Below are 23,276 nucleotides of genomic sequence, written 5' to 3' on the forward strand. Positions count from 1 at the left end.
TATGCTGGAAAAAGACATTAAAAAAGTTCTGATTACGGAAGAAGAGATTGCTGCCAAGTGTAAAGAATTAGGAAAAGTTCTGACAGAAGACTATGCAGGAAAAAATCCAATTCTTGTTGGTATCTTGAAGGGCTCTATTCCTTTCATGGCAGAATTGATCAAACATATCGATACACATATCGAGACGGACTACATGGTAGTGTCTAGCTACCACGGTGGTACAGAAAGTAGCGGAACTGTAAAAATCATCAAAGATTTGGATAACAGTGTTGCTGGTCGCGATATTCTCTTTATTGAAGATATCATTGACACTGGCCGTACACTCAAAGAATTGAAAGAGTTATTTGCGCTACGTCAAGCAAATTCAATTAAAATTGCGACTTTGATTGACAAACCTGAAGGCCGTGTAGTGGAAATTGAAGCGGACTATTCAGGCTTTACAGTTCCAAAAGAGTTTTTAGTTGGATTTGGATTGGATTACAATGAAAACTATCGTAACCTTCCTTATGTCGGAGTATTGAAAGAGGAAGTCTATTCAAATTAATAGAAGGTTTTTGCTAATTTATGAACAAACAGCCCAATAAAGGATTTATTAGAAATCCTTTTCTCATTATTCTCATCATTGCGACACTGATTACAGGATTCCAATTCATGAATGCTGGCAGTCAGGTAGCAACTCAGGAAATTTCCTACTCAACCGTTCTAGAAGAATTAAAGAATGGAAATGTTACGGAACTCACCTACCAACCCAATAGCAGTATTATCGAAATCAAGGGTACTTATAAGAATGCAGTAGAAGCAAAAAGTGAGCTAGCTTCCTCTATCAAGCTCTTCCAGGTATCCGACACGCAAACCTATAAAAACTTTAGGTCAACGATTTTAGCTTCCGATTCAACCTTGTCAACCCTTCAAAGTCTAGCGGATGAACAAGGTGTAGATGTGACAATCAAACCAGAATCTTCTAATAGCTTGTGGTTAAATATCCTGCTGAACCTATTCCCACTTGTCTTGTTCGGCGTCTTCTTCATGATGATGATGAACCAAGGTGGCGGCGGTGCACGTGGTGCCATGAATTTTGGCCGCAATAAAGCCAAAGCCTTGGAACAAAGCAATATCAAAGTTCGATTCTCAGATGTTGCAGGCGCGGAAGAAGAAAAACTAGAACTGGTAGAGGTTGTAGAGTTCCTTAAAGATCCAAAACGCTTTACTAAACTAGGTGCCCGGATTCCAGCCGGTGTCTTGCTAGAAGGCCCTCCAGGAACTGGTAAGACCCTTTTGGCAAAAGCTGTCGCTGGAGAAGCAGGAGTTCCATTCTTCTCTATTTCTGGTTCTGATTTTGTTGAAATGTTTGTCGGTGTCGGTGCTAGCCGTGTTCGTTCATTGTTTGAAGATGCGAAAAAAGCTGCGCCAGCAATCATCTTTATCGATGAAATCGATGCTGTTGGTCGCCAACGTGGTGTTGGAATGGGCGGCGGTAATGACGAACGTGAACAAACCCTCAACCAACTCTTGATTGAAATGGATGGTTTTGAAGGCAACGAAGGAATTATTGTTATTGCTGCAACCAACCGAAGTGATGTTCTCGATCCAGCTCTTTTACGTCCAGGACGATTTGACCGTAAGGTACTTGTCGGCCGTCCAGATGTGAAGGGCCGTGAAGCAATTCTGAAAGTTCATGCAAAGAATAAACCATTGGCAGACGATGTCGATTTGAAGTTGGTTGCCCAACAGACACCAGGTTTTGTTGGTGCTGATTTGGAAAACGTACTGAACGAAGCAGCACTTGTTGCAGCACGTCGCAATAAAGACAAGATTGATGCGGCAGATATTGATGAAGCAGAAGATCGTGTTATTGCAGGTCCTTCTAAGAAAGATCGCCAAGTTTCAGCCAAAGAACGAGAAATCGTGGCCTATCATGAAGCCGGTCATACAATTGTCGGGCTTGTCTTGTCAAATGCCCGCGAAGTCCATAAGGTAACAATTGTTCCACGTGGCCGTGCAGGTGGCTATATGATTGCACTTCCTAAAGAAGACCAAATGCTCCTATCTAAAGAAGATATGAAAGAGCAATTGGCAGGCCTGATGGGCGGGCGTGTCGCAGAGGAAATTATTTTCAATACTCAAACAACCGGTGCTTCAAATGACTTTGAACAAGCTACTCAAATGGCGCGTGCTATGGTAGCTGAATACGGAATGAGTGAGAAAATGGGTCCAATGCAATACGAAGGTAGCCATGCCATGTTTGGTGGACAAACAACACAAAAATACATCTCAGAACAAACAGCCTACGAATTGGACACAGAAGTCCGTAATTTATTGACAGAAGCTCATAATAAAGCAGCTGAGATTATCCAAGATAACCGTGAGAAACACCAACTCATTGCGGAAGCCCTTCTTAAGTATGAAACATTGGATAGTGTACAGATTAAAGCCTTGTATGAAACAGGTCAGATGCCAACGGACAATGAATTAACCGAAGGTGAAGAAGTACACCCACTTTCTTACGATGAAATAAAAGAAAAACTAGACCAGTAAAGGTTTAGTTTTTTTGGTATTTTAGAGTAATCGGACATTTATGTCCTGTTCAGGAGATGATATTGTTAGTAGAATGAAAACAAAAATAGGAAGAGGTAGACTATATGTTTTCATCAGAGTACAGAAAAGTTAAGGGAATAGTTGATAAAACCCGCAGAGAGTATTATTTAAAAGGGTGGGAACACAGCGATTGGCACCAAGAGGGGATGCTGGTCTTCTATCAACTCATACAGGAGTACCCAGGGCTTAAGGATAGTCAGAACCTATACGGCTTCTTCAAAGTCCGGTTTCGGAACTACATTAAGGATAAACTTCGCCAACAAGCCAGCCAAAAACGGACCTTTGATCGCATGCAACATGAAGAGATAGGAGATCTGAGCCATTGCTTACGCAGTCCAGGGCTCTTACAAGATGACTTATTGACACTACGAGATGGATTACGGAGCTATTATGACCAGCTATCCCCAACCCAACAAGATAACTATATGAAACTAATCCGAGGCGAACGGTTCAAAGGCCGACAAGAGATGGTGAGAGAACTCAGAGAAGTCTTGAAAGATTTTAGGTGACAAGGGGGATGAAGAAAAAGGAAAAGGAAAAGAAAAAATAAAAAAAGTTTCAAAAAGTTATTGACAAAGGTAGGTTAAGGTGATAGAATAATGGAGTTGTCTCGAGCGAGCAGTTAACAGAGAAGAAACGAAATAAAAAAAGTTTCAAAAAAGTGTTGACAAGTTTCGCAAGAAATGATAAACTAAGATAGTTGTCGCGAGAGAGCGATAACGAACAAGACCTTTGAAAATTAAAGAAGACGAACCAAACGTGCAGGGTGATTTATCTAAGGATAAATCGTCAATAACGAAAAAAACAATAAAACGGAAAGCTAGTGATAGCTTGAGTTTGAATCAAAACTTTTTATGAGAGTTTGATCCTGGCTCAGGACGAACGCTGGCGGCGTGCCTAATACATGCAAGTGGAACGCACTTATATCACCGGAGCTTGCTCCACCGAGATAAGTGAGTCGCGAACGGGTGAGTAACGCGTAGGTAACCTGCCTCATAGCGGGGGATAACTATTGGAAACGATAGCTAATACCGCATAACAGTATTTACCGCATGGTAGATGCTTGAAAGGAGCAACTGCTTCACTATGAGATGGACCTGCGTTGTATTAGCTAGTTGGTGGGGTAACGGCTCACCAAGGCTTCGATACATAGCCGACCTGAGAGGGTGATCGGCCACACTGGGACTGAGACACGGCCCAGACTCCTACGGGAGGCAGCAGTAGGGAATCTTCGGCAATGGGGGCAACCCTGACCGAGCAACGCCGCGTGAGTGAAGAAGGTTTTCGGATCGTAAAGCTCTGTTGTAAGAGAAGAACGGGAGTAGGAGTGGAAAATCTACTCTGTGACGGTATCTTACCAGAAAGGGACGGCTAACTACGTGCCAGCAGCCGCGGTAATACGTAGGTCCCGAGCGTTGTCCGGATTTATTGGGCGTAAAGCGAGCGCAGGCGGTTTGATAAGTCTGAAGTAAAAGGCTGTGGCTTAACCATAGTACGCTTTGGAAACTGTCAAACTTGAGTGCAGAAGGGGAGAGTGGAATTCCATGTGTAGCGGTGAAATGCGTAGATATATGGAGGAACACCGGTGGCGAAAGCGGCTCTCTGGTCTGTAACTGACGCTGAGGCTCGAAAGCGTGGGGAGCGAACAGGATTAGATACCCTGGTAGTCCACGCCGTAAACGATGAGTGCTAGGTGTTGGGTCCTTTCCGGGACTCAGTGCCGCAGCTAACGCATTAAGCACTCCGCCTGGGGAGTACGACCGCAAGGTTGAAACTCAAAGGAATTGACGGGGGCCCGCACAAGCGGTGGAGCATGTGGTTTAATTCGAAGCAACGCGAAGAACCTTACCAGGTCTTGACATCCCAGTGACCGTCCTAGAGATAGGATTTTTCTTCGGAACACTGGTGACAGGTGGTGCATGGTTGTCGTCAGCTCGTGTCGTGAGATGTTGGGTTAAGTCCCGCAACGAGCGCAACCCCTATTGTTAGTTGCCATCATTCAGTTGGGCACTCTAGCGAGACTGCCGGTAATAAACCGGAGGAAGGTGGGGATGACGTCAAATCATCATGCCCCTTATGACCTGGGCTACACACGTGCTACAATGGCTGGTACAACGAGTCGCAAGTCGGTGACGGCAAGCTAATCTCTTAAAGCCAGTCTCAGTTCGGATTGTAGGCTGCAACTCGCCTACATGAAGTCGGAATCGCTAGTAATCGCGGATCAGCACGCCGCGGTGAATACGTTCCCGGGCCTTGTACACACCGCCCGTCACACCACGAGAGTTTGTAACACCCGAAGTCGGTGAGGTAACCTTTTAGGAGCCAGCCGCCTAAGGTGGGATAGATGATTGGGGTGAAGTCGTAACAAGGTAGCCGTATCGGAAGGTGCGGCTGGATCACCTCCTTTCTAAGGAAATGGAACCTGTACGTTAGTCTTCTTTAATTTTGAGAGGTCTTGTGGGGCCTTAGCTCAGCTGGGAGAGCGCCTGCTTTGCACGCAGGAGGTCAGCGGTTCGATCCCGCTAGGCTCCATTAACAACGGAAGTTGTTAAAGTTTTGTCCATTGAAAATTGAATATCTATCAAACATTCCTGATGTATCGATTAAGATACATTAAGAAATAGTAACAAGAAAATAAACCGAAAACGCTGTGAATATTTAATGAGTTTTCTAATTTTTGAAAAAAAGTTAGGTTAATAAGGTTAAGTTAATAAGGGCGCACGGTGGATGCCTTGGCACTAGAAGCCGATGAAGGACGTGACAAACGACGAAATGCTTTGGGGAGTTGTAAGTGAGCGAAGATCCAGAGATGTCCGAATGGGGGAACCCGGCAGGTTGATGCCTGTCACTCACTACTGTTAAGGTAGTGTAGAGGAAGACGCAGTGAACTGAAACATCTAAGTAGCTGCAGGAAGAGAAAGCAAAAGCGATTGCCTTAGTAGCGGCGAGCGAAACGGCAGGAGGGCAAACCGAGGAGTTTACTCCTCGGGGTTGTAGGACTGCAATGTGGACTTAAAGATTATAGAAGAACTACCTGGGAAGGTAGGCCAAAGAGAGTAATAGCCTCGTATTCGAAATAGTCTTTATACCTAGCAGTATCCTGAGTACGGCGAGACACGCGAAATCTCGTCGGAATCCGGGAGGACCATCTCCCAACCCTAAATACTCTCTAGTGACCGATAGTGAACCAGTACCGTGAGGGAAAGGTGAAAAGTACCCCGGAAGGGGAGTGAAATAGAACCTGAAACCGTGTGCCTACAACAAGTTCGAGCCCGTTAATGGGTGAGAGCGTGCCTTTTGTAGAATGAACCGGCGAGTTACGATATGATGCGAGGTTAAGTTGAAGAGACGGAGCCGTAGGGAAACCGAGTCTGAATAGGGCGCCTTAGTATTATGTCGTAGACCCGAAACCATGTGACCTACCCATGAGCAGGTTGAAGGTGCGGTAAGACGCACTGGAGGACCGAACCAGGGCACGTTGAAAAGTGCTTGGATGACTTGTGGGTAGCGGAGAAATTCCAAACGAACTTGGAGATAGCTGGTTCTCTCCGAAATAGCTTTAGGGCTAGCGTCGACATTAAGAATCTTGGAGGTAGAGCACTGTTTGGATGAGGGGGCCATCTCGGTTTACTGATTTCAGATAAACTCCGAATGCCAAAGATTTATGGTCGGCAGTCAGACTGCGAGTGCTAAGATCCGTAGTCGAAAGGGAAACAGCCCAGACCACCAGCTAAGGTCCCAAAATAATTGTTAAGTGGAAAAGGATGTGGGGTTGCACAGACAACTAGGATGTTAGCTTAGAAGCAGCTATTCATTCAAAGAGTGCGTAATAGCTCACTAGTCGAGTGACCCTGCGCCGAAAATGTACCGGGGCTAAAACAATTTACCGAAGCTGTGGATAACACTTAGGTGTTATGGTAGGAGAGCGTTCTATGTGTGAAGAAGGTATACCGTGAGGAGTGCTGGAACGCATAGAAGTGAGAATGCCGGTATGAGTAGCGCAAGATGGGTGAGAATCCCATCCACCGTAAGACTAAGGTTTCCAGGGGAAGGCTCGTCCGCCCTGGGTTAGTCGGGACCTAAGGAGAGACCGAAGGGTGTATCCGATGGACAACAGGTTGATATTCCTGTACTAGAGTATGAAGTGATGGAGGGACGCAGTAGGCTAACTAAAGCGGGCGATTGGAAGTGCCCGTCTAATCAGTGAGGTGTGATATGAGTCAAATGCTTGTATCTATAACATTGAGCTGTGATGGGGAGCGAAGTTTAGTAGCGAAGTTAGTGACGTCACACTGCCGAGAAAATCTTCTAGCGTTGTATCATACTCTACCCGTACCGCAAACCGACACAGGTAGTCGAGGCGAGTAGCCTCAGGTGAGCGAGAGAACTCTCGTTAAGGAACTCGGCAAAATGACCCCGTAACTTCGGGAGAAGGGGTGCTCAGTTAAACTGAGCCGCAGTGAATAGGCCCAAGCAACTGTTTATCAAAAACACAGCTCTCTGCTAAATCGTAAGATGATGTATAGGGGGTGACGCCTGCCCGGTGCTGGAAGGTTAAGAGGAGGGTTTAGCGTAAGCGAAGATCTGAATTGAAGCCCCAGTAAACGGCGGCCGTAACTATAACGGTCCTAAGGTAGCGAAATTCCTTGTCGGGTAAGTTCCGACCCGCACGAAAGGCGTAATGATTTGGGCACTGTCTCAACGAGAGACTCGGTGAAATTTTAGTACCTGTGAAGATGCAGGTTACCCGCGACAGGACGGAAAGACCCCATGGAGCTTTACTGCAGTTTGATATTGAGTATCTGTACCACATGTACAGGATAGGTAGGAGCCTATGAAGTCGGGACGCCAGTTTCGACAGAGGCGCTGTTGGGATACTACCCTTGTGTTATGGCTACTCTAACCCGGATAGGTTATCCCTATCGGAGACAGTGTCTGACGGGCAGTTTGACTGGGGCGGTCGCCTCCTAAAAGGTAACGGAGGCGCCCAAAGGTTCCCTCAGAATGGTTGGAAATCATTCGCAGAGTGTAAAGGTATAAGGGAGCTTGACTGCGAGAGCTACAACTCGAGCAGGGACGAAAGTCGGGCTTAGTGATCCGGTGGTTCCGTATGGAAGGGCCATCGCTCAACGGATAAAAGCTACCCTGGGGATAACAGGCTTATCTCCCCCAAGAGTTCACATCGACGGGGAGGTTTGGCACCTCGATGTCGGCTCGTCGCATCCTGGGGCTGTAGTCGGTCCCAAGGGTTGGGCTGTTCGCCCATTAAAGCGGCACGCGAGCTGGGTTCAGAACGTCGTGAGACAGTTCGGTCCCTATCCGTCGCGGGCGTAGGAAATTTGAGAGGATCTGCTCCTAGTACGAGAGGACCAGAGTGGACTTACCGCTGGTGTACCAGTTGTCTTGCCAAAGGCATCGCTGGGTAGCTATGTAGGGAAGGGATAAACGCTGAAAGCATCTAAGTGTGAAACCCACCTCAAGATGAGATTTCCCATAACTTTATGTTAGTAAGAGCCCTGAGAGATGATCAGGTAGATAGGTTGGAAGTGGAAGTGTGGCGACACATGTAGCGGACCAATACTAATCGCTCGAGGACTTATCCAAAAAATAAACTAGAGTCAATATTGACAGCGTTGGTAAAACTTGTTAGAATATAGATATTCAATTTTGAGTTGACAAGACTCAGTAGTTAAGTGACGATAGCCTAGGAGATACACCTGTTCCCATGCCGAACACAGCAGTTAAGCCCTAGAACGCCTGAAGTAGTTGGGGGTTGCCCCCTGTGAGATACGGTAGTCGCTTAGCGCAAGGGAGTTTAGCTCAGCTGGGAGAGCATCTGCCTTACAAGCAGAGGGTCAGCGGTTCGATCCCGTTAACTCCCATAGGTCCCGTAGTGTAGCGGTTATCACGTCGCCCTGTCACGGCGAAGATCGCGGGTTCGATTCCCGTCGGGACCGTTCAATCAGTCTATTGGATTGTTTGAAGTAGGAAATAGAGCAAACAAAGTTTGCATCATATTTACGACTCGTTAGCTCAGTTGGTAGAGCAATTGACTTTTAATCAATGGGTCGCTGGTTCGAGCCCAGCACGAGTCATATGCGGGTTTGGCGGAATTGGCAGACGCACCAGATTTAGGATCTGGCGCTTTCGGGCGTGGGGGTTCAAGTCCCTTAACCCGCATAGAGAATAATAATAGGCCGGCTTAGCTCAGTTGGTAGAGCATCTGATTTGTAATCAGAGGGTCGCGTGTTCAAGTCATGTAGCCGGCATTAAGAAAAGATTGCGAACGTAGTTCAGTGGTAGAACACCACCTTGCCAAGGTGGGGGTCGCGGGTTCGAATCCCGTCGTTCGCTTTGAGAGGCCGGGGTGGCGGAACAGGCAGACGCACAGGACTTAAAATCCTGCGATGGCAACATCGTACCGGTTCGATTCCGGTCCTCGGCATGACGAGCACCCTTAGCTCAATTGGATAGAGTACCTGACTACGAATCAGGCGGTTAGAGGTTCGACTCCTCTAGGGTGCATCACTCGCTTAATGTAGAACATTAGGGGAGGTTTATTTTTAATGATATCGGGAAGTAGCTCAGCTTGGTAGAGTACTTGGTTTGGGACCAAGGTGTCGCAGGTTCGAATCCTGTCTTCCCGATTTTGTTATTTGGCGGTGTAGCTCAGCTGGCTAGAGCGTCCGGTTCATACCCGGGAGGTCGGGGGTTCGATCCCCTTCGCCGCTATACTTGTTGCTGGACCTTTAGCTCAGCTGGTTAGAGCTCTCGGCTCATAACCGAGCGGTCGTAGGTTCAAGTCCTACAAGGTCCACTTTCTTGGAGGATTACCCAAGTCCGGCTGAAGGGAACGGTCTTGAAAACCGTCAGGCGTGTAAAAGCGTGCGTGGGTTCGAATCCCACATCCTCCTTTTTTTATTATCGCGGGATGGAGCAGCTCGGTAGCTCGTCGGGCTCATAACCCGAAGGTCGTAGGTTCAAATCCTGCTCCCGCAATTGTTAATTTGGCTCGGTAGCTCAGTTGGTAGAGCAATGGATTGAAGCTCCATGTGTCGGCGGTTCGATTCCGTCTCGCGCCATATACCCAAGTTCTTACCTTGGGCGCGTAGCTCAGATGGTTAGAGCGCACGCCTGATAAGCGTGAGGTCGGTGGTTCGATTCCACTCGTGCCCATTAATATATTGGAGAATTACTCAAGAGGCTGAAGAGGACGGTTTGCTAAATCGTTAGGTCGGGTAACTGGCGCAAGGGTTCGAATCCCTTATTCTCCGTACTAGACGAGATTATCTTTTGATATTCTCGTTTTCTTGTATCTTTTTCATGTTTGAGGTTTTTCTATGAATCGTTTTGCTAAGGTTATTGTTGCTGTATCGCTTTTTTTTGTACTTTCTTTTTCTTTGCTGTTTTTGTCGATTCAGCAATCTGTTACAATTCCATATATAACACCTTTTGTACATTCTTCGCTTGATGCTATTCACTCAGTTTTATCAATTCCTGTACATTATGTTTCAGCTCAGAAGGATGCTGTTCTTGATTTGATGAATACTTATCAAGAGAATAAGGAATTGAAGGTAGGTCTTGCAGAGGTGGATTCCTTGAAAGCTGAGAATGCTTCTTTAAGAGAAGAGTTAGCTGCCCTTCAATCTGATTTGGGAACTGTTTCTTCAAATCAGTCGACAACCTTTCTTTCTGCAAATGTCTTAGTACGTAATCCTGCATCATGGGTTAATTCGTTAACGATTAACGTAGGGAGCAGTAGTGGTATTTTGGAAGGGCAGTTGGTGATGGCGAATGGCGGCTTGATTGGGATGGTTGAAAAAGTATACGATGATTCGGCTGCTGTGTCATTGTTAACGAATTCCGATGGCTTGAAGAAGATTGCTATTCGTATTGAGAATGGTGATACGGATGTTTATGGAATTTTATCAGGCTACGACACAGATAGCAATCGATTGATTGTTTCACAATTGAATAGCAGCGCTGATTTGACGGCTGGTAACGCTGTTGTAACGAGTGACCTGGCAGGAACTAGCCCGGCCAATATCCAAATTGGTAAAGTTAGTGAAGTTGTAACGAGTTCTGGGAATTTGAATCGTCAAGTATACATCGAACCAACTGCTGATTTTTCAACTATTTATTCCGTATTGGTGGTGATGTCATGATGAAGTACCGCCAGCTTATTCTATTTTCTCCCTTGATTTTGTTTGTCAGTTTTCTTCTAGATGGGCAAATTACTCATTTATTGGGGAATTTTACACCAGGTATCTGGTTGGTTAGCAGTCAATTATTTTTTATTGTAGCTCTGTATACCATACCGTATTTTTCAATGATTAGCTTGATTGCTTGGTTCAGTTTTTTTGGGCTTTTGTACGATATCTATTATTTTAATATTTTGGGAATGGCGACCTGTATTTTTCCTTTAATGGCTTTTTTCACAGCCTTTCTCTTGGAAAAAATTCAATTCCGTTGGTTTTCAAGTCTTTCACTCTTGGTGATTTGGACCTTCATTTTTGAAACCTCTAGTTTTGTCTTGGCTCGTTTATTTGGAATGACAAATCTGTCGGTATTTATTTTTATTATGTATTACTTATTTCCGACATTGGTCTTTAATAGCCTCTTATTTGTCTTCTTAAATCCTTTGTTAAACCGACTTTTTGGAATTACAAATAAGACATAGAAATGTAATAATTGCGTAATATATTTACGCAATTTTTTTGTTAAAATGGTAATGTCATAAAGAATAGAAGAGTTTAGAGGAGTTCATTCGTATGAAGAAAAAAATCATGGCTACATTGTTATTGAGTACAATTGTATTGACCCAAGCAGGAAATGTAGCTGTAGTGCAAGCGAACACAGATAGTCAAATTGCTGCACAAGATGCAAAGATCAACGCAATTACAGCTCAACAACAAGCTGCTCAAGAGCAGGTTGATGCTCTTCAAGCTCAAGTAGATGCTATCGTTGCAGAGCAAGCAGAATTGACTGCTGAGAATGAGCGCCTTGAAGCAGAATCAAAAGCCTTGAGTGCTGAAATCGAACGTTTGGCTGCTGATATCGTTTCTCGCGATGCTGCTTTGAAAGAGCAAGCTCGTAGTGCTCAGACAGATGGATCAGCAAGCTCTTACATCAATACAATCCTTGATTCAAAAAATATCGTTGACGCTTTGTCACGTGTAAATGCAATGCGTGAAATCGTTTCAGCAAACAACCGTATGTTGGAACAACAAAAAGCTGACAAAGTTGCGATTGAAGAAAAACAAAAGGCTAACCAGGAGGCAATCAACACCGTTGAAGCAAACTGGAAAAAATTGAACGATGCAGCTCAAGAATTGAAAACACAAGAGGCAGCTCTTAAAGTTGCTCAATTGAACCTTGCAGCTGAAAAAGCAACTGCTGAAAATGAAAAAGCATCTCTCTTGGCTCAAAAAGCAGCAGCAGAAGAAGCAGCACGTAAGGCAGCAGAAGAGCAGGCAGCATATGAAGCACAGCAAGCTCAGTTAGCGCAACAACAACAGCAAGCTGTAGCAGCAGTTGTTCAAACGTCAGCTCCGGCAGCAACAGCACAATCTAGCGCACCAGCAACAACTACATCTACTCCAGCAGTAAGTAGCACTACTCAGGCTGCGGTAGCTACTACAACTGTGGCTTCTAGTACAACAACTACAACTACTACAACAACATCAAATAATGCTTCTGTAGCAGCAAGCAATAGCAGCAGTGGTAATACTTACCCTATCGGTCAATGTACTTGGGGTGCAAAACAAGCAGCTCCTTGGGTTGGGAACTACTGGGGTAATGCTAACCAGTGGCTCTACTCAGCATCTGCGGCAGGCTTCAGTACTGGTTCGACACCTGTAGTCGGCGCGGTAGCAGTTTGGACTTCTGGTGCATACGGACACGTTGCGGTTGTAACAGCTGTAAATGGATCTCAAATCCAAGTTGTGGAATCAAACTATAACGGGAACCAATATGTTGGTAACTTCCGTGGTTGGTTCAATCCAGCAGCTAATGGCGTAACAGGTTACATTTATCCTTAATCATCTTTCATAGACCTTTGGTAACAAGGGTCTATTTTTCTGGGGTAAGATGGAATTGGTCTTTATTTTTGTTTGAAAATTGGTCTAAAAAGGTTTAAAATAGTAGAGTAGAAAAATCTAGGAGGATATCATGGCGTTTACCGACTTAAAGTTGTTTGCACTTTCGTCCAATCAACAGTTAGCAGAGAAGGTTGCAAAAAAAATTGGAATTCCTTTGGGGAAATCAAGTGTTCGTCAATTTTCAGATGGTGAAATTCAAGTAAATATTGAAGAATCAATTCGTGGCAGTCACGTTTTCATCCTTCAATCTACTAGTTCACCTGTAAATGATAATTTAATGGAAATTTTGATCATGGTAGATGCTTTGAAACGGGCATCTGCTGAGTCGATAAATGTTGTTGTTCCTTATTACGGCTATGCTCGTCAGGATCGTAAGGCTCGTGCTCGTGAGCCAATCACATCAAAATTGGTTGCCAATATGCTGGAAACTGCTGGAGTGGATCGTTTGTTGACCATCGACCTTCATGCTGCCCAGATTCAAGGATTCTTTGACATTCCCGTGGATCATTTGATGGGGGCACCACTTATTGCGGATTATTTTGAGCGTCGCGGGATGACAGGCGATGGCTATGTGGTGGTTTCACCAGACCATGGTGGTGTGACCCGTGCGCGTAAACTGGCGCAATTTTTGAAAACACCGATTGCGATTATTGACAAGCGTCGTAGTGTTGATAAGATGAATACATCTGAAGTTATGAATATCATTGGAAATATCGAGGGCAAGACTTGTATCCTAATTGATGATATGATTGATACGGCAGGGACTATTTGTCATGCGGCAGATGCCTTGGCGGAAGCTGGTGCAACAGCTGTCTATGCATCTTGTACTCACCCTGTTTTGTCAGGACCAGCTATGGACAATATCACCAAGTCAGCCATTGAAAAACTGGTAGTCTTGGATACTATTGAGATTCCAAAAGAACGTTTGATTGAGAAGATTGAGCATATTTCAACAGCTGATTTGTTGGCGGATGCCATTATTCGTATCCATGAGAAACGTCCACTATCACCTCTATTTGAAACAAAGATTACCAAATAATAGTTGGAAGAGCCGTCAGGCTCTTCTTTTTGGTATAATGTTCTTATATAATTAATGAGAACGTTAAGAAAAGCGTATGATTTTAAAAAATCTGCGCGGAAGTTGGTAGGACTTCAAGGGGATTTATAGTCGAATGAAGAGCTTTCAGACAAGGAACTGAGGCGCAGGCTGTTCTAGGTTGGAGATAAGACTTGCGAAGCTAGTTACTTTCGTAGAGTACGGCAGGCCGAAAGTAACGCTGTATCAAAGTTAATTCAAATGACTATATCTAAATCACTAGCTTTTTAGTTCGCATACAATTATGAGTTTAAGGGGGCCAGCTATGAAGTTACATGACCGTTTTAATAAGAATTTGAATCGGATTGAGGTTTCGATGATTCGTCAGTTTGATCAGTCCATTTCGGATGTTCCAGGGATTTTGAAACTGACCTTGGGAGAGCCTGATTTTACAACGCCTGATCATGTTAAAGAAGCGGCCAAGGCCGCCATTGATGCTAACCAGAGTTACTATACAGGAATGGCTGGTCTTTTGGAGTTGCGTCAGGCTGCGGCTGAGTTTGTAGCAGAAAAATATAACCTGCACTACAATCCAGAAACAGAAATTCTTTCTACGATTGGTGCGACGGAGGCTCTATCAGCGAGTTTAGTTGCTATTTTGGAAGCTGGGGATACGGTGCTTCTACCTGCCCCTGCCTATCCTGGCTATGAGCCTATTGTCAACATGGTGGGAGCAGACGTTGTTGAAATCGATACGACAGCTAATGATTTTGTGTTGACACCTGAGATGTTGGAAGAGGCGATTATTGAGCAGGGGGATAAGCTAAAAGCTGTCATTCTCAACTATCCTGCCAATCCAACGGGGGTGACTTACTCTCGTGAGCAGATTCAGGCCTTTGCGGATGTCTTGCGTAAGTATCCTGTCTTTGTCTTGTCGGATGAGGTTTATGCGGAGTTGACTTATACTGGTCAGCCCCATACTTCGATTGCGGAATTTTTGCCAGAGCAGACCATTTTAATTCAGGGCTTGTCCAAGTCCCATGCCATGACAGGTTGGCGGATTGGCTTGATTATGAGTCAGGCTTCCATCATCGCTCAAATTATCAAGAGCCATCAGTATCTTGTGACAGCGGCGTCAACTGCTATGCAGTATGGTGCAGTTGAGGCCCTGAAAAATGGTAAGGATGATGCTCTGCCGATGCGAGCGGAGTATGTCAAGCGTAGGGATTACATCATCGAGAAGATGACGGACTTAGGCTTTAAAATTATCAAGCCCGATGGAGCTTTTTACATCTTTGCCAAAATCCCTGCGGGTTACAATCAAGATTCTTTTAGCTTCTTGCAAGACTTTGCGAGAAAGAAAGCGGTGGCCTTTATTCCAGGTGCGGCCTTTGGTCAATATGGTGAGGGCTATGTGCGAATTTCCTATGCAGCAAGTATGGAGAAAATTCAAACAGCTATGGCTCGTTTGAAGGAATATCTGGAAGAAAATGGAACGAATTGAAACTAGGGGATTAGTCCTTTACAATCGGAATTTTCGAGAAGATGACAAGCTGGTCAAGATTTTTACAGAGAAGGCTGGCAAGCGAATGTTTTTCGTGAAACATGCCTCTAAGTCCAAGCTGGTAGCTTCTATCCAACCTTTGACTTATGCGGATTTTATCGTTAAAATCAATGATGATGGTCTGTCTTATATCGAAGATTTTCATCAGGTACAGCCATTTAAGAGTATTAACGGTGATATTTTTAAACTTAGCTATGCTACCTATATTTTAGCCTTGGCAGATGCGGCCTTGCAGGACAAGGTCTATGACCCAGCCCTCTTTGCTTTTTTGGTCAAGACCTTGGATTTGATGGAGTCAGGTTTGGACTATGAAATTTTGACCAATATCTTTGAAATTCAGCTCTTGGGACGTTTTGGTGTCAGTCTGAATTTTCACGAGTGTGCTTTTTGTCATCGGGTTGGCCTGCCTTTTGACTATTCCTACAAGTACAGCGGTGTCTTGTGTCCGCAACACTATCAACAAGATGAGCGACGGGCTTATCTGGATCCAAATGTTCCCTATCTACTTGATCAATTTCAGGCTATTTCCTTTGATGAGCTGGAAACCATTTCCATCAAGCCTGAGATGAAACGAAAATTACGGCTTTTTATTGACCAGCTGTACGAGGAATATGTGGGGATTCACTTGAAATCCAAGAAATTTATAGATGATTTGTCTTCTTGGGGGCAGATTATGAAACCAAGAACAGAAAATGAGGAAACAGAATGAAACGTATTGCAGTAGATGCTATGGGTGGGGACCATGCCCCTCAGGCAGTGGTAGAAGGTGTCAATCAAGCCCTGGCTGCCTTTCCAGACATTGAAATTCAACTTTATGGTGACGAGGCTAAAATCAAGCAGTATTTGACAGCGACAGAGCGTGTCAGCATAGTCCATACGACGGAGAAAATCAATTCAGATGATGAGCCTGTCAAGGCTATTCGTCGTAAGAAAGAGGCTTCTATGGTCCTAGCGACCAAAGCTGTCAAGGATGGTCAGGCAGATGCGGTCTTGTCGGCTGGAAATACAGGTGCTCTTTTGGCGGCAGGCGTCTTTGTCGTCGGTCGCATCAGGAACATCGACCGTCCAGGTCTTATGTCTACTTTGCCAACTATGGATGGTCAGGGATTTGACATGATGGACTTGGGGGCAAATGCTGAAAATACAGCTCATCACCTCTATCAGTATGGTATTCTTGGCTCATTTTACGCGGAGCACGTGCGTGGTGTCAAACAACCTCGTGTGGGACTTTTGAACAACGGTACGGAAGATACCAAGGGCACGCCAGTTCACCAAGAAGCCTATAAACTCTTGGCGGAAGACAAGTCGATTAACTTTATCGGGAATGTGGAGGCGCGTGAGTTGCTTAACAGCGTGGCGGATGTGGTCGTGACGGATGGTTTCACGGGAAACGCTGTGCTGAAAACAGTTGAAGGGACTGCAAAATCTATTGTCGGTCAGTTGACTGGCTCAATCAAGAATGGTGGTCTGCGTGCTAAATTAGGTGGTCTTTTGGTCAAGCCAACCTTGAAAAAGGCCTTGGGGGCTATGGACTATAAAACTGCTGGCGGTGCTGTCTTGCTTGGTCTGAAGGCACCTGTTATCAAGGCTCATGGGTCTAGCGATGCTCAGTCGATTTTCTATACGATCAAGCAGACACGTTCCGTTTTGGAGGCTGGCATTGTCGAAAAATCGGTTGCCAAATTTTCAGTAGTGGAGGAAAGTCATGACTAGAGAGCAGGTCTATCAGCGTGTTGTTGCTATTATCCAAGAGGAGAAGGGCGATGATTTTCAAGTACAGGCAGAATCTTCTTTAGCAGATAATATAGCTGCGGATTCAGTGGAAATTATGGAATTCGTATTGACCTTGGAAGACGAGTTTGGTGTCGATGTTCCAGATGCAGCGATTGAGCGCTTTGAAATATTAGCAGATATTGTGGATTTTATTTGGAGTCAATTAAAAGAACGTTCGTAGATTACGGGCGTTTTTCTTTTTATTCGATAGTATTTTAGATTTTTGTTTGTTAACACGAATGTTGTGTGATAGAATAAACAAAAAGACTAGAATATTTTACGAAAGGCGAACATTTTCATGAAAACTGACCTTCTCTATTCAGGAAAAGCCAAAGACATTTACGCTACAGTTGACAGTGACCAGATTGTTGCGGTCTATAAGGATCAGGCGACGGCTTTTAATGGTGGTAAGAAAGAACAGATTGTGGGCAAGGGCCGGCTCAACAATCTGATTTCATCTTTGATTTTTGAAAAGTTGAATGAAGCTGGTGTCAAGACGCATTTTGTCAAGCGCTTGTCGGATACGGAGCAGTTGAATAAGAAGGTGGAGATCATTCCTCTTGAGGTGGTTTTGAGAAATGTGACAGCTGGGTCTTTCTCAAAACGCTTCGGTGTGGAGGAAGGTATAGCCTTATCTACTCCTATCGTGGAATTTTACTATAAAAAAGATGAATTGGATGATCCTTTTATCAATGATGAACACATTGCTTTCCTTAATCTAGCTAGTTCAGAAGAAATTGCCTATATCAAGGAAGAAACAAGACGAATTAATGGATTCTTGAAGGACTTGTTTGCGCAGATTGGGCTGACTTTGGTGGACTTCAAGCTAGAATTTGGGGTCGACTTGTCTGGTCAGATTTTATTGGCGGATGAGTTTTCACCTGATAATTGTCGTTTATGGGATGCGGATGGCAATCATCTGGACAAGGATGTTTTCCGTCGGGGTCTCGGGGAATTGACCGAGGTTTACGAGGTCGTATTGGCAAAGTTACAAGAAGTGAAGTAAGGATTGGAAAAAATGGCGAAGCGGATTTTTGTTGAGAAGAAGGCAGATTTTCAGATTAAGGCGGAGGCTCTTCGTAAGGAGTTGACCCATAATTTGCAGCTGACGAGTTTGACGAGTGTACGTCTGGTGCAGGTGTATGATGTCTTTCATCTGGAGGAGGACTTGCTGGAGCAAGCTATTAAGCATATCTTTACCGAGCAGGTGACGGACAAGGTCTTGTCGGAAGCGGAACTGGGCTTGGAGGAAGCTGCTTATTTTGCGATTGAGGCTCTTCCTGGTCAGTTTGACCAGCGGGCTGTCAGCAGTCAGGAGGCCCTTCTCTTATTGGGCAGTCGTCAGGAGGTGCGTGTCAATACAGGTCAGCTCTATATCTTGAATGGCGATGTGCGGGAAGAAGAGTTAGCTGCTATCAAGAACTATTTGCTCAACCCTGTGGATTCGCGTTTCAAGGACTTGGAAGCTCCTTTGGTGGCACAGGAGTTTTCGGTGTCAGATGCGACTATTCCAAGCTTGGACTTTTTTGATAGCTATGGGGCAGAGGAATTTGCAACCTACAAGCGTGAGGCTGGCTTGGCTATGGAAGTGGAAGACCTGCTCTTTATTCAGGACTATTTCAAGTCAATCGGTCGAGTGCCAACTGAGACGGAGCTCAAGGTCTTGGATACCTATTGGAGTGATCACTGCCGTCATACGACGTTTGAAACAGAACTCAGGTCTATAGACTTTTCAGCTTCAAAATTCCACAAGCAATTGCAGGCGACTTATGACAAGTACCTGGTGATGCGGACAGAATTAGGTCGGACAGACAAACCGCAGACGCTTATGGATATGGCGACGATTTTTGGTCGCTATGAGAGAGCAAATGGTCGACTGGATGATATGGAAGTGTCGGATGAAATCAATGCCTGCTCGGTGGAGATTGAAGTGGATGTGGACGGCGTGAAAGAGCCGTGGCTCCTCATGTTCAAGAATGAAACCCACAATCACCCTACAGAAATCGAGCCTTTCGGTGGTGCGGCAACCTGTATCGGGGGAGCTATTCGTGATCCTTTGTCAGGTCGTTCTTATGTTTATCAAGCTATGCGGATTTCAGGTGCGGGTGATATTACCCAGCCTCTGACGGCTACTCGCTCAGGGAAATTGCCACAGCAAATCATTTCAAAAACAGCGGCACATGGTTATTCTTCATACGGTAACCAAATCGGTCTTGCGACCACCTATGTACGTGAATACTTCCATCCAGGCTTTGTCGCTAAACGGATGGAATTAGGTGCCGTGGTTGGTGCTGCTCCCAAGGAAAATGTGGTCCGTGAAAAACCAGTCGCAGGCGATGTGGTTATCTTGTTAGGAGGCAAAACAGGTCGAGATGGTATCGGTGGGGCAACAGGCTCATCTAAGGTGCAGACAGTTGAGTCTGTGGAAACGGCTGGAGCGGAAGTCCAAAAAGGAAATGCCATTGAAGAACGTAAAATCCAACGTTTGTTCCGAAATGGTGACGTCACTCGTCTCATTAAAAAATCCAATGACTTCGGTGCAGGCGGTGTCTGCGTAGCCATTGGGGAGCTGGCGGACGGTCTTGAAATCGATTTGGATAAGGTTCCTCTAAAGTATGCAGGCTTGAATGGAACGGAGATTGCCATTTCTGAATCACAAGAGCGGATGAGCGTCGTTGTCCGTCCTCAAGATATGGAAACCTTCATCGCAGCCTGCCGTGAGGAAAATATCCATGCAGTTGTCGTAGCCAAAGTGACTGAAAAACCAAACCTAGTCATGACCTGGAATGGACAAATCATTGTTGATTTGGAGCGTTCCTTCCTTGATACTAACGGTGTGCGTGTGGTCGTTGATGCTAAGGTGGTTGACAGTGCTGTCAACTTGCCAGAAAGGCGTAAAACAGCTGCTGAAACCCTGCAAGAAGACTTGAAAGAACTGTTGTCAGACCTCAACCATGCCAGTCAAAAAGGTTTGCAGACAATTTTTGACTCGTCTGTTGGTCGTTCAACCGTCAACCACCCACTCGGAGGTCGTCACCAGCTGACTCCGACAGAAAGTTCGGTACAGAAGTTGCCTGTCCAACAGGGTGTGACGACCACGGCTTCTGTTATGGCTCAGGGCTATCATCCTTACCTAGCAGACTGGTCACCTTACCATGGAGCAGCCTATGCGGTCATTGAAGCGACAGCTCGCTTGGTGGCAACAGGGGCTAACTGGTCCAAGGCTCGCTTCTCTTATCAAGAGTATTTCCAGCGAATGGACAAGCAGGCAGAGCGTTTTGGTCAGCCAGTAGCAGCACTTCTGGGCTCTATCGAGGCTCAGATTCAGCTTGGTTTGCCGTCTATCGGTGGTAAGGACTCCATGTCTGGGACCTTTGAGGACTTGACAGTTCCGCCGACCCTGGTTGCCTTTGGTGTGACAACGGCAGACAGCCGCAAGGTTCTATCACCTGAGTTCAAGGCGGCTGGCGAGCATATCTATTATCTTCCAGGTCAGATTTTGTCAGAAGACATTGATTTTGCCTTGATCAAGTCTAATTTTGAGGCTTTTGAAAAATGGCAGAGCGATTATGTGATTACGGCTGCTAGTGCAGTCAAGTACGGCGGTGTCTTAGAAAGTCTAGCCCTCATGTCCTTTGGTAACCAGCTCGGTGCAGAAATCGAGTTGGCGGAGCTTGAAACCAGCTTGACAGGTCAGCTAGGTGGCTTTGTCTTCACATCGCAAGAAGACATTCCAGATGCTGTGAAAATCGGTCAAACAACAACAGACTTTACACTGCTTGTCAATGGTGTCAACCTAGCTGGACAGGGCCTACAAGCTGCCTTTGAAGGTAAGTTTGAAGAAGTCTATCCAACAGAATTTGAACAGGCGACAGACTTACAGGATATTCCTGCAATCACAAGTTCAGCGGTTATACAAGCCAAAGAAACAGTCGAATTACCGCTTGTTTACATCCCAGTATTCCCGGGAACCAACTCAGAATACGACTCCGCCAAGGCTTTTGAACAGGCTGGTGCCAAGGTCAATCTGGTTCCATTTGTGACTTTGGATGCGGCAAGTATTGAACAGTCCGTTGACACAATGGTTGACAATATTGACAAGGCCAACATCCTTTTCTTCGCAGGAGGATTCTCCGCTGCGGATGAGCCAGATGGGTCTGCTAAGTTTATCGTGACCATCTTACGAAACGCCAAGGTCCGCTCTGCTATTGACCAATTTATCGAAAAAGGTGGCCTCATCATCGGTATCTGTAATGGCTTCCAGGCCCTTGTCAAATCGGGCTTGCTGCCGTATGGAAACTTTGAGGAGGCAGGAGAAAACAGTCCGACCCTCTTCTACAACGATGCCAATCAGCACGTTGCCAAAATGGTGGAAACACGGATTGCTAATGTCAACTCACCGTGGTTGGCAGGTGTTCAAGTCGGCGACATTCACGCTATCCCAGTTTCTCATGGGGAAGGAAAATTTGTGGTGACGGACGAGGAATTTGCTACCTTGCGTGACAATGGTCAGATTTTCAGCCAGTATGTTGAGTTTACAGGTCAGCCAAGCATGGACTCTAAGTACAATCCAAATGGTTCTAGTCATGCCATTGAAGGCATTACCAGCCGAAATGGTCAGATTATCGGGAAAATGGGACACTCAGAACGTTATGAGGAGGGGCTTTTCCAGAATATTCCAGGTAAGAAAGACCAAGGGCTCTTTGTTTCAGCAGTTCGCTATTTTACAGGAAAATAACTATGACATATGAAGTTAAATCACTCAATGAAGAATGTGGTGTTTTCGGCATTTGGGGACATCCGCAGGCTGCTCAGGTGACCTATTTTGGCCTCCACAGTTTGCAGCACCGAGGGCAAGAAGGAGCAGGAATTTTAGCAAATGATGCTGGTTTCCTGCGTCGCCATCGGAACACAGGCTTGATTGCAGAAGTTTTTAAAAATCCAGCGGATTTGGAGGCTCTGACAGGAAATGCAGCCATCGGTCATGTTCGCTATGCGACCTCAGGTTCTGCTTCTATCAACAATATCCAGCCTTTTCTCTTTGATTTCTCAGATATGCAGGTAGGGTTGGCACATAATGGTAATCTGACTAACGCTGTCAGTCTGAGGGCAGAATTGGAAAAGAATGGCTCTATCTTTTCAAGTTCCTCTGATACTGAGATTTTGATGCACCTGATTCGTCGCAGTCACAACCCAGATTTCATAGGGAAAATCAAGGAAGCCCTCAATACTGTTAAGGGTGGATTTGCCTACTTGATTATGCTGGAAGACAAATTGGTTGCAGCATTGGACCCAAATGGTTTCCGTCCGCTTTCAATAGGTAAAATGAAAAACGGAGCTTGGGTGGTTGCCAGTGAAACCTGTGCATTTGAAGTTGTCGGAGCCGAGTGGGTTCGTGATGTCCTGCCTGGTGAACTAGCGATTATCGATGACTCGGGAGTTCATTACGATACCTATACGAATGACACGCAGCTAGCAGTTTGTTCTATGGAATATGTCTATTTTGCTCGACCAGATTCGGTTATCCATGGTGTCAATGTCCATACGGCACGTAAAAACATGGGCCGTCGTTTGGCCCAGGAGTTCAAACATGAAGCAGACATTGTCGTCGGTGTGCCAAACTCCTCCCTCTCCGCAGCCAGCGGATTCTCTGAGGAATCCGGTCTACCCAATGAAATGGGGCTGATAAAAAATCAATACACCCAGCGGACCTTTATCCAACCGACGCAGGAGCTCCGCGAACAAGGCGTCCGCATGAAGTTGTCAGCCGTGTCAAGTATTGTAAAGGGAAAACGTGTGGTCATGGTTGATGACTCCATCGTTCGAGGAACAACCAGTCGTCGCATTGTTCAGCTCTTGCGGGAAGCAGGAGCAGCAGAAGTCCATGTGGCTATTGGTAGCCCAGAACTTAAGTATCCATGTTTTTACGGGATTGACATTCAGACCCGTCGAGAATTGATTTCAGCCAATCACACAGTTGATGAGGTCTGTGAGATTATCGGAGCTGACAGTCTGACTTACCTCTCTCTTGAAGGTATGATTGAGGCCATTGGTATCGACACCGATGCTCCAAAAGGTGGACTCTGTGTGGCCTATTTTGACGGAGAATTTCCAACTCCTCTATATGACTATGAGGAAGAGTACCTCCGTAGCCTAGAAGAGAAAACGAGTTTTTATATCGAGAATGTCAAGTAAGTAACAGAGTTGT

14 protein-coding genes, 17 tRNA genes and 3 rRNA genes are annotated in these 23,276 nt (G+C 45.5%); all 34 read left to right on the forward strand.

Features of this window, described 5'->3' with window-relative positions; all coding sequences use genetic code 11:
* Position 1: 1 nt before the first annotated feature.
* Positions 2-544, forward strand: coding sequence for a hypoxanthine phosphoribosyltransferase (hpt, locus tag PXH68_RS00070; protein WP_158456102.1), 543 nt, complete (start codon positions 2-4; stop codon positions 542-544).
* Positions 545-564: 20 nt separating this feature from the next.
* Positions 565-2,535 (forward strand): ATP-dependent zinc metalloprotease FtsH, encoded by a 1,971-nt coding sequence (ftsH, locus tag PXH68_RS00075; RefSeq protein ID WP_158456100.1) that lies wholly within the window; start codon positions 565-567, stop codon positions 2,533-2,535.
* Positions 2,536-2,639: 104 nt separating this feature from the next.
* Entirely contained in the window at positions 2,640-3,104 is a 465-nt protein-coding gene (locus PXH68_RS00080) for a sigma-70 RNA polymerase sigma factor region 4 domain-containing protein (protein WP_248028205.1), read from the forward strand.
* A 341-nt stretch (positions 3,105-3,445) separates the two neighbouring features.
* Positions 3,446-5,002 (forward strand): 16S ribosomal RNA (locus PXH68_RS00085).
* Between the two features lie 52 nt (positions 5,003-5,054).
* Positions 5,055-5,127 (forward strand) — tRNA-Ala (locus tag PXH68_RS00090).
* A 168-nt stretch (positions 5,128-5,295) separates the two neighbouring features.
* A 23S ribosomal RNA gene (locus tag PXH68_RS00095) occupies positions 5,296-8,199 on the forward strand.
* A gap of 85 nt (positions 8,200-8,284) precedes the next feature.
* A 5S ribosomal RNA gene (gene rrf, locus PXH68_RS00100) occupies positions 8,285-8,400 on the forward strand.
* The 16S, 23S and 5S rRNA genes sit together here with 17 tRNA genes alongside, the layout of an rRNA operon.
* A 4-nt stretch (positions 8,401-8,404) precedes the next feature.
* Positions 8,405-8,477, forward strand: a tRNA-Val gene (locus tag PXH68_RS00105).
* A 2-nt stretch (positions 8,478-8,479) separates the two neighbouring features.
* Positions 8,480-8,552: transfer RNA gene (locus PXH68_RS00110), tRNA-Asp, on the forward strand.
* A 65-nt stretch (positions 8,553-8,617) separates the two neighbouring features.
* A tRNA-Lys gene (locus tag PXH68_RS00115) sits at positions 8,618-8,690 on the forward strand.
* Positions 8,691-8,693: 3 nt separating this feature from the next.
* Positions 8,694-8,775: transfer RNA gene (locus PXH68_RS00120), tRNA-Leu, on the forward strand.
* Between the two features lie 16 nt (positions 8,776-8,791).
* Positions 8,792-8,864, forward strand: a tRNA-Thr gene (locus PXH68_RS00125).
* 13 nt (positions 8,865-8,877) lie between these two features.
* A tRNA-Gly gene (locus tag PXH68_RS00130) sits at positions 8,878-8,949 on the forward strand.
* Positions 8,950-8,956: 7 nt separating this feature from the next.
* Positions 8,957-9,040: transfer RNA gene (locus PXH68_RS00135), tRNA-Leu, on the forward strand.
* A 6-nt stretch (positions 9,041-9,046) separates the two neighbouring features.
* Positions 9,047-9,120, forward strand: a tRNA-Arg gene (locus PXH68_RS00140).
* A gap of 48 nt (positions 9,121-9,168) precedes the next feature.
* A tRNA-Pro gene (locus PXH68_RS00145) sits at positions 9,169-9,242 on the forward strand.
* An 11-nt stretch (positions 9,243-9,253) separates the two neighbouring features.
* Positions 9,254-9,327 (forward strand) — tRNA-Met (locus PXH68_RS00150).
* An 11-nt stretch (positions 9,328-9,338) separates the two neighbouring features.
* Positions 9,339-9,412: transfer RNA gene (locus PXH68_RS00155), tRNA-Ile, on the forward strand.
* 7 nt (positions 9,413-9,419) lie between these two features.
* Positions 9,420-9,509, forward strand: a tRNA-Ser gene (locus tag PXH68_RS00160).
* 11 nt (positions 9,510-9,520) lie between these two features.
* Positions 9,521-9,594, forward strand: a tRNA-Met gene (locus PXH68_RS00165).
* Positions 9,595-9,604: 10 nt separating this feature from the next.
* A tRNA-Phe gene (locus PXH68_RS00170) sits at positions 9,605-9,677 on the forward strand.
* 20 nt (positions 9,678-9,697) lie between these two features.
* Positions 9,698-9,771, forward strand: a tRNA-Ile gene (locus PXH68_RS00175).
* A 10-nt stretch (positions 9,772-9,781) separates the two neighbouring features.
* Positions 9,782-9,869: transfer RNA gene (locus PXH68_RS00180), tRNA-Ser, on the forward strand.
* A gap of 267 nt (positions 9,870-10,136) precedes the next feature.
* On the forward strand, positions 10,137-10,760 hold the full coding sequence (gene mreC / locus PXH68_RS00185) for a rod shape-determining protein MreC (protein ID WP_239513557.1): 624 nt from the start codon (positions 10,137-10,139) through the stop codon (positions 10,758-10,760).
* On the forward strand, positions 10,757-11,275 hold the full coding sequence (locus tag PXH68_RS00190) for a rod shape-determining protein MreD (RefSeq protein ID WP_202848300.1): 519 nt from the start codon (positions 10,757-10,759) through the stop codon (positions 11,273-11,275). The genes mreC and PXH68_RS00190 overlap by 4 nt, the downstream gene beginning before the upstream one ends.
* 91 nt (positions 11,276-11,366) lie before the next feature.
* Positions 11,367-12,635: a peptidoglycan hydrolase PcsB gene (gene pcsB, locus PXH68_RS00195; protein WP_205031832.1), complete on the forward strand. Its 1,269-nt coding sequence runs from the start codon at positions 11,367-11,369 to the stop codon at positions 12,633-12,635.
* A 130-nt stretch (positions 12,636-12,765) separates the two neighbouring features.
* Positions 12,766-13,734: a ribose-phosphate diphosphokinase gene (locus PXH68_RS00200; protein WP_202848302.1), complete on the forward strand. Its 969-nt coding sequence runs from the start codon at positions 12,766-12,768 to the stop codon at positions 13,732-13,734.
* A 322-nt stretch (positions 13,735-14,056) separates the two neighbouring features.
* The gene (locus PXH68_RS00205) at positions 14,057-15,235 is read left to right on the forward strand and encodes a pyridoxal phosphate-dependent aminotransferase (RefSeq protein ID WP_202848303.1); all 1,179 of its coding nucleotides are present in this window, start codon (positions 14,057-14,059) and stop codon (positions 15,233-15,235) included.
* Positions 15,222-16,004: a DNA repair protein RecO gene (gene recO / locus PXH68_RS00210; protein WP_136628820.1), complete on the forward strand. Its 783-nt coding sequence runs from the start codon at positions 15,222-15,224 to the stop codon at positions 16,002-16,004. Before PXH68_RS00205 ends, recO begins: the two co-directional genes overlap by 14 nt.
* Entirely contained in the window at positions 16,001-17,008 is a 1,008-nt protein-coding gene (plsX, locus tag PXH68_RS00215; RefSeq protein WP_248028177.1) for a phosphate acyltransferase PlsX, read from the forward strand. The genes recO and plsX overlap by 4 nt, the downstream gene beginning before the upstream one ends.
* Positions 17,001-17,249 carry a phosphopantetheine-binding protein gene (locus PXH68_RS00220; RefSeq protein WP_248028178.1) on the forward strand — a complete coding sequence of 83 codons (249 nt, stop codon included), beginning with the start codon at positions 17,001-17,003 and terminating at the stop codon, positions 17,247-17,249. The genes plsX and PXH68_RS00220 overlap by 8 nt, the downstream gene beginning before the upstream one ends.
* Positions 17,250-17,366: 117 nt before the next feature.
* On the forward strand, positions 17,367-18,074 hold the full coding sequence (purC, locus tag PXH68_RS00225) for a phosphoribosylaminoimidazolesuccinocarboxamide synthase (protein ID WP_172079734.1): 708 nt from the start codon (positions 17,367-17,369) through the stop codon (positions 18,072-18,074).
* 12 nt (positions 18,075-18,086) lie between these two features.
* Positions 18,087-21,806, forward strand: a complete 3,720-nt coding sequence (locus PXH68_RS00230; protein ID WP_248028179.1) for a phosphoribosylformylglycinamidine synthase — start codon at positions 18,087-18,089, stop codon at positions 21,804-21,806.
* 2 nt (positions 21,807-21,808) lie between these two features.
* Positions 21,809-23,263, forward strand: a complete 1,455-nt coding sequence (purF, locus tag PXH68_RS00235; protein ID WP_248028180.1) for an amidophosphoribosyltransferase — start codon at positions 21,809-21,811, stop codon at positions 23,261-23,263.
* Positions 23,264-23,276 lie beyond the last annotated feature (13 nt).

Source organism: Streptococcus sp. 29896 (assembly GCF_032594915.1).
Classification (GTDB): domain Bacteria; phylum Bacillota; class Bacilli; order Lactobacillales; family Streptococcaceae; genus Streptococcus; species Streptococcus suivaginalis.

Excerpts from the sequence above, each read along its gene's own strand:
- pcsB (WP_205031832.1), top strand. The coding sequence starts at position 11,367 with ATGAAGAAAAAAATCATGGCTACATTGTTATTGAGTACAATTGTATTG.
- purF (WP_248028180.1), top strand. The coding sequence starts at position 21,809 with ATGACATATGAAGTTAAATCACTCAATGAAGAATGTGGTGTTTTCGGC.
- mreC (WP_239513557.1), top strand. The coding sequence starts at position 10,137 with ATGAATACTTATCAAGAGAATAAGGAATTGAAGGTAGGTCTTGCAGAG.
- ftsH (WP_158456100.1), top strand. The coding sequence starts at position 565 with ATGAACAAACAGCCCAATAAAGGATTTATTAGAAATCCTTTTCTCATT.
- PXH68_RS00080 (WP_248028205.1), top strand. The coding sequence starts at position 2,640 with ATGTTTTCATCAGAGTACAGAAAAGTTAAGGGAATAGTTGATAAAACC.
- PXH68_RS00200 (WP_202848302.1), top strand. The coding sequence starts at position 12,766 with ATGGCGTTTACCGACTTAAAGTTGTTTGCACTTTCGTCCAATCAACAG.
- PXH68_RS00230 (WP_248028179.1), top strand. The coding sequence starts at position 18,087 with ATGGCGAAGCGGATTTTTGTTGAGAAGAAGGCAGATTTTCAGATTAAG.
- plsX (WP_248028177.1), top strand. The coding sequence starts at position 16,001 with ATGAAACGTATTGCAGTAGATGCTATGGGTGGGGACCATGCCCCTCAG.
- PXH68_RS00190 (WP_202848300.1), top strand. The coding sequence starts at position 10,757 with ATGATGAAGTACCGCCAGCTTATTCTATTTTCTCCCTTGATTTTGTTT.
- purC (WP_172079734.1), top strand. The coding sequence starts at position 17,367 with ATGAAAACTGACCTTCTCTATTCAGGAAAAGCCAAAGACATTTACGCT.
- PXH68_RS00205 (WP_202848303.1), top strand. The coding sequence starts at position 14,057 with ATGAAGTTACATGACCGTTTTAATAAGAATTTGAATCGGATTGAGGTT.
- PXH68_RS00220 (WP_248028178.1), top strand. The coding sequence starts at position 17,001 with ATGACTAGAGAGCAGGTCTATCAGCGTGTTGTTGCTATTATCCAAGAG.
- recO (WP_136628820.1), top strand. The coding sequence starts at position 15,222 with ATGGAACGAATTGAAACTAGGGGATTAGTCCTTTACAATCGGAATTTT.
- hpt (WP_158456102.1), top strand. The coding sequence starts at position 2 with ATGCTGGAAAAAGACATTAAAAAAGTTCTGATTACGGAAGAAGAGATT.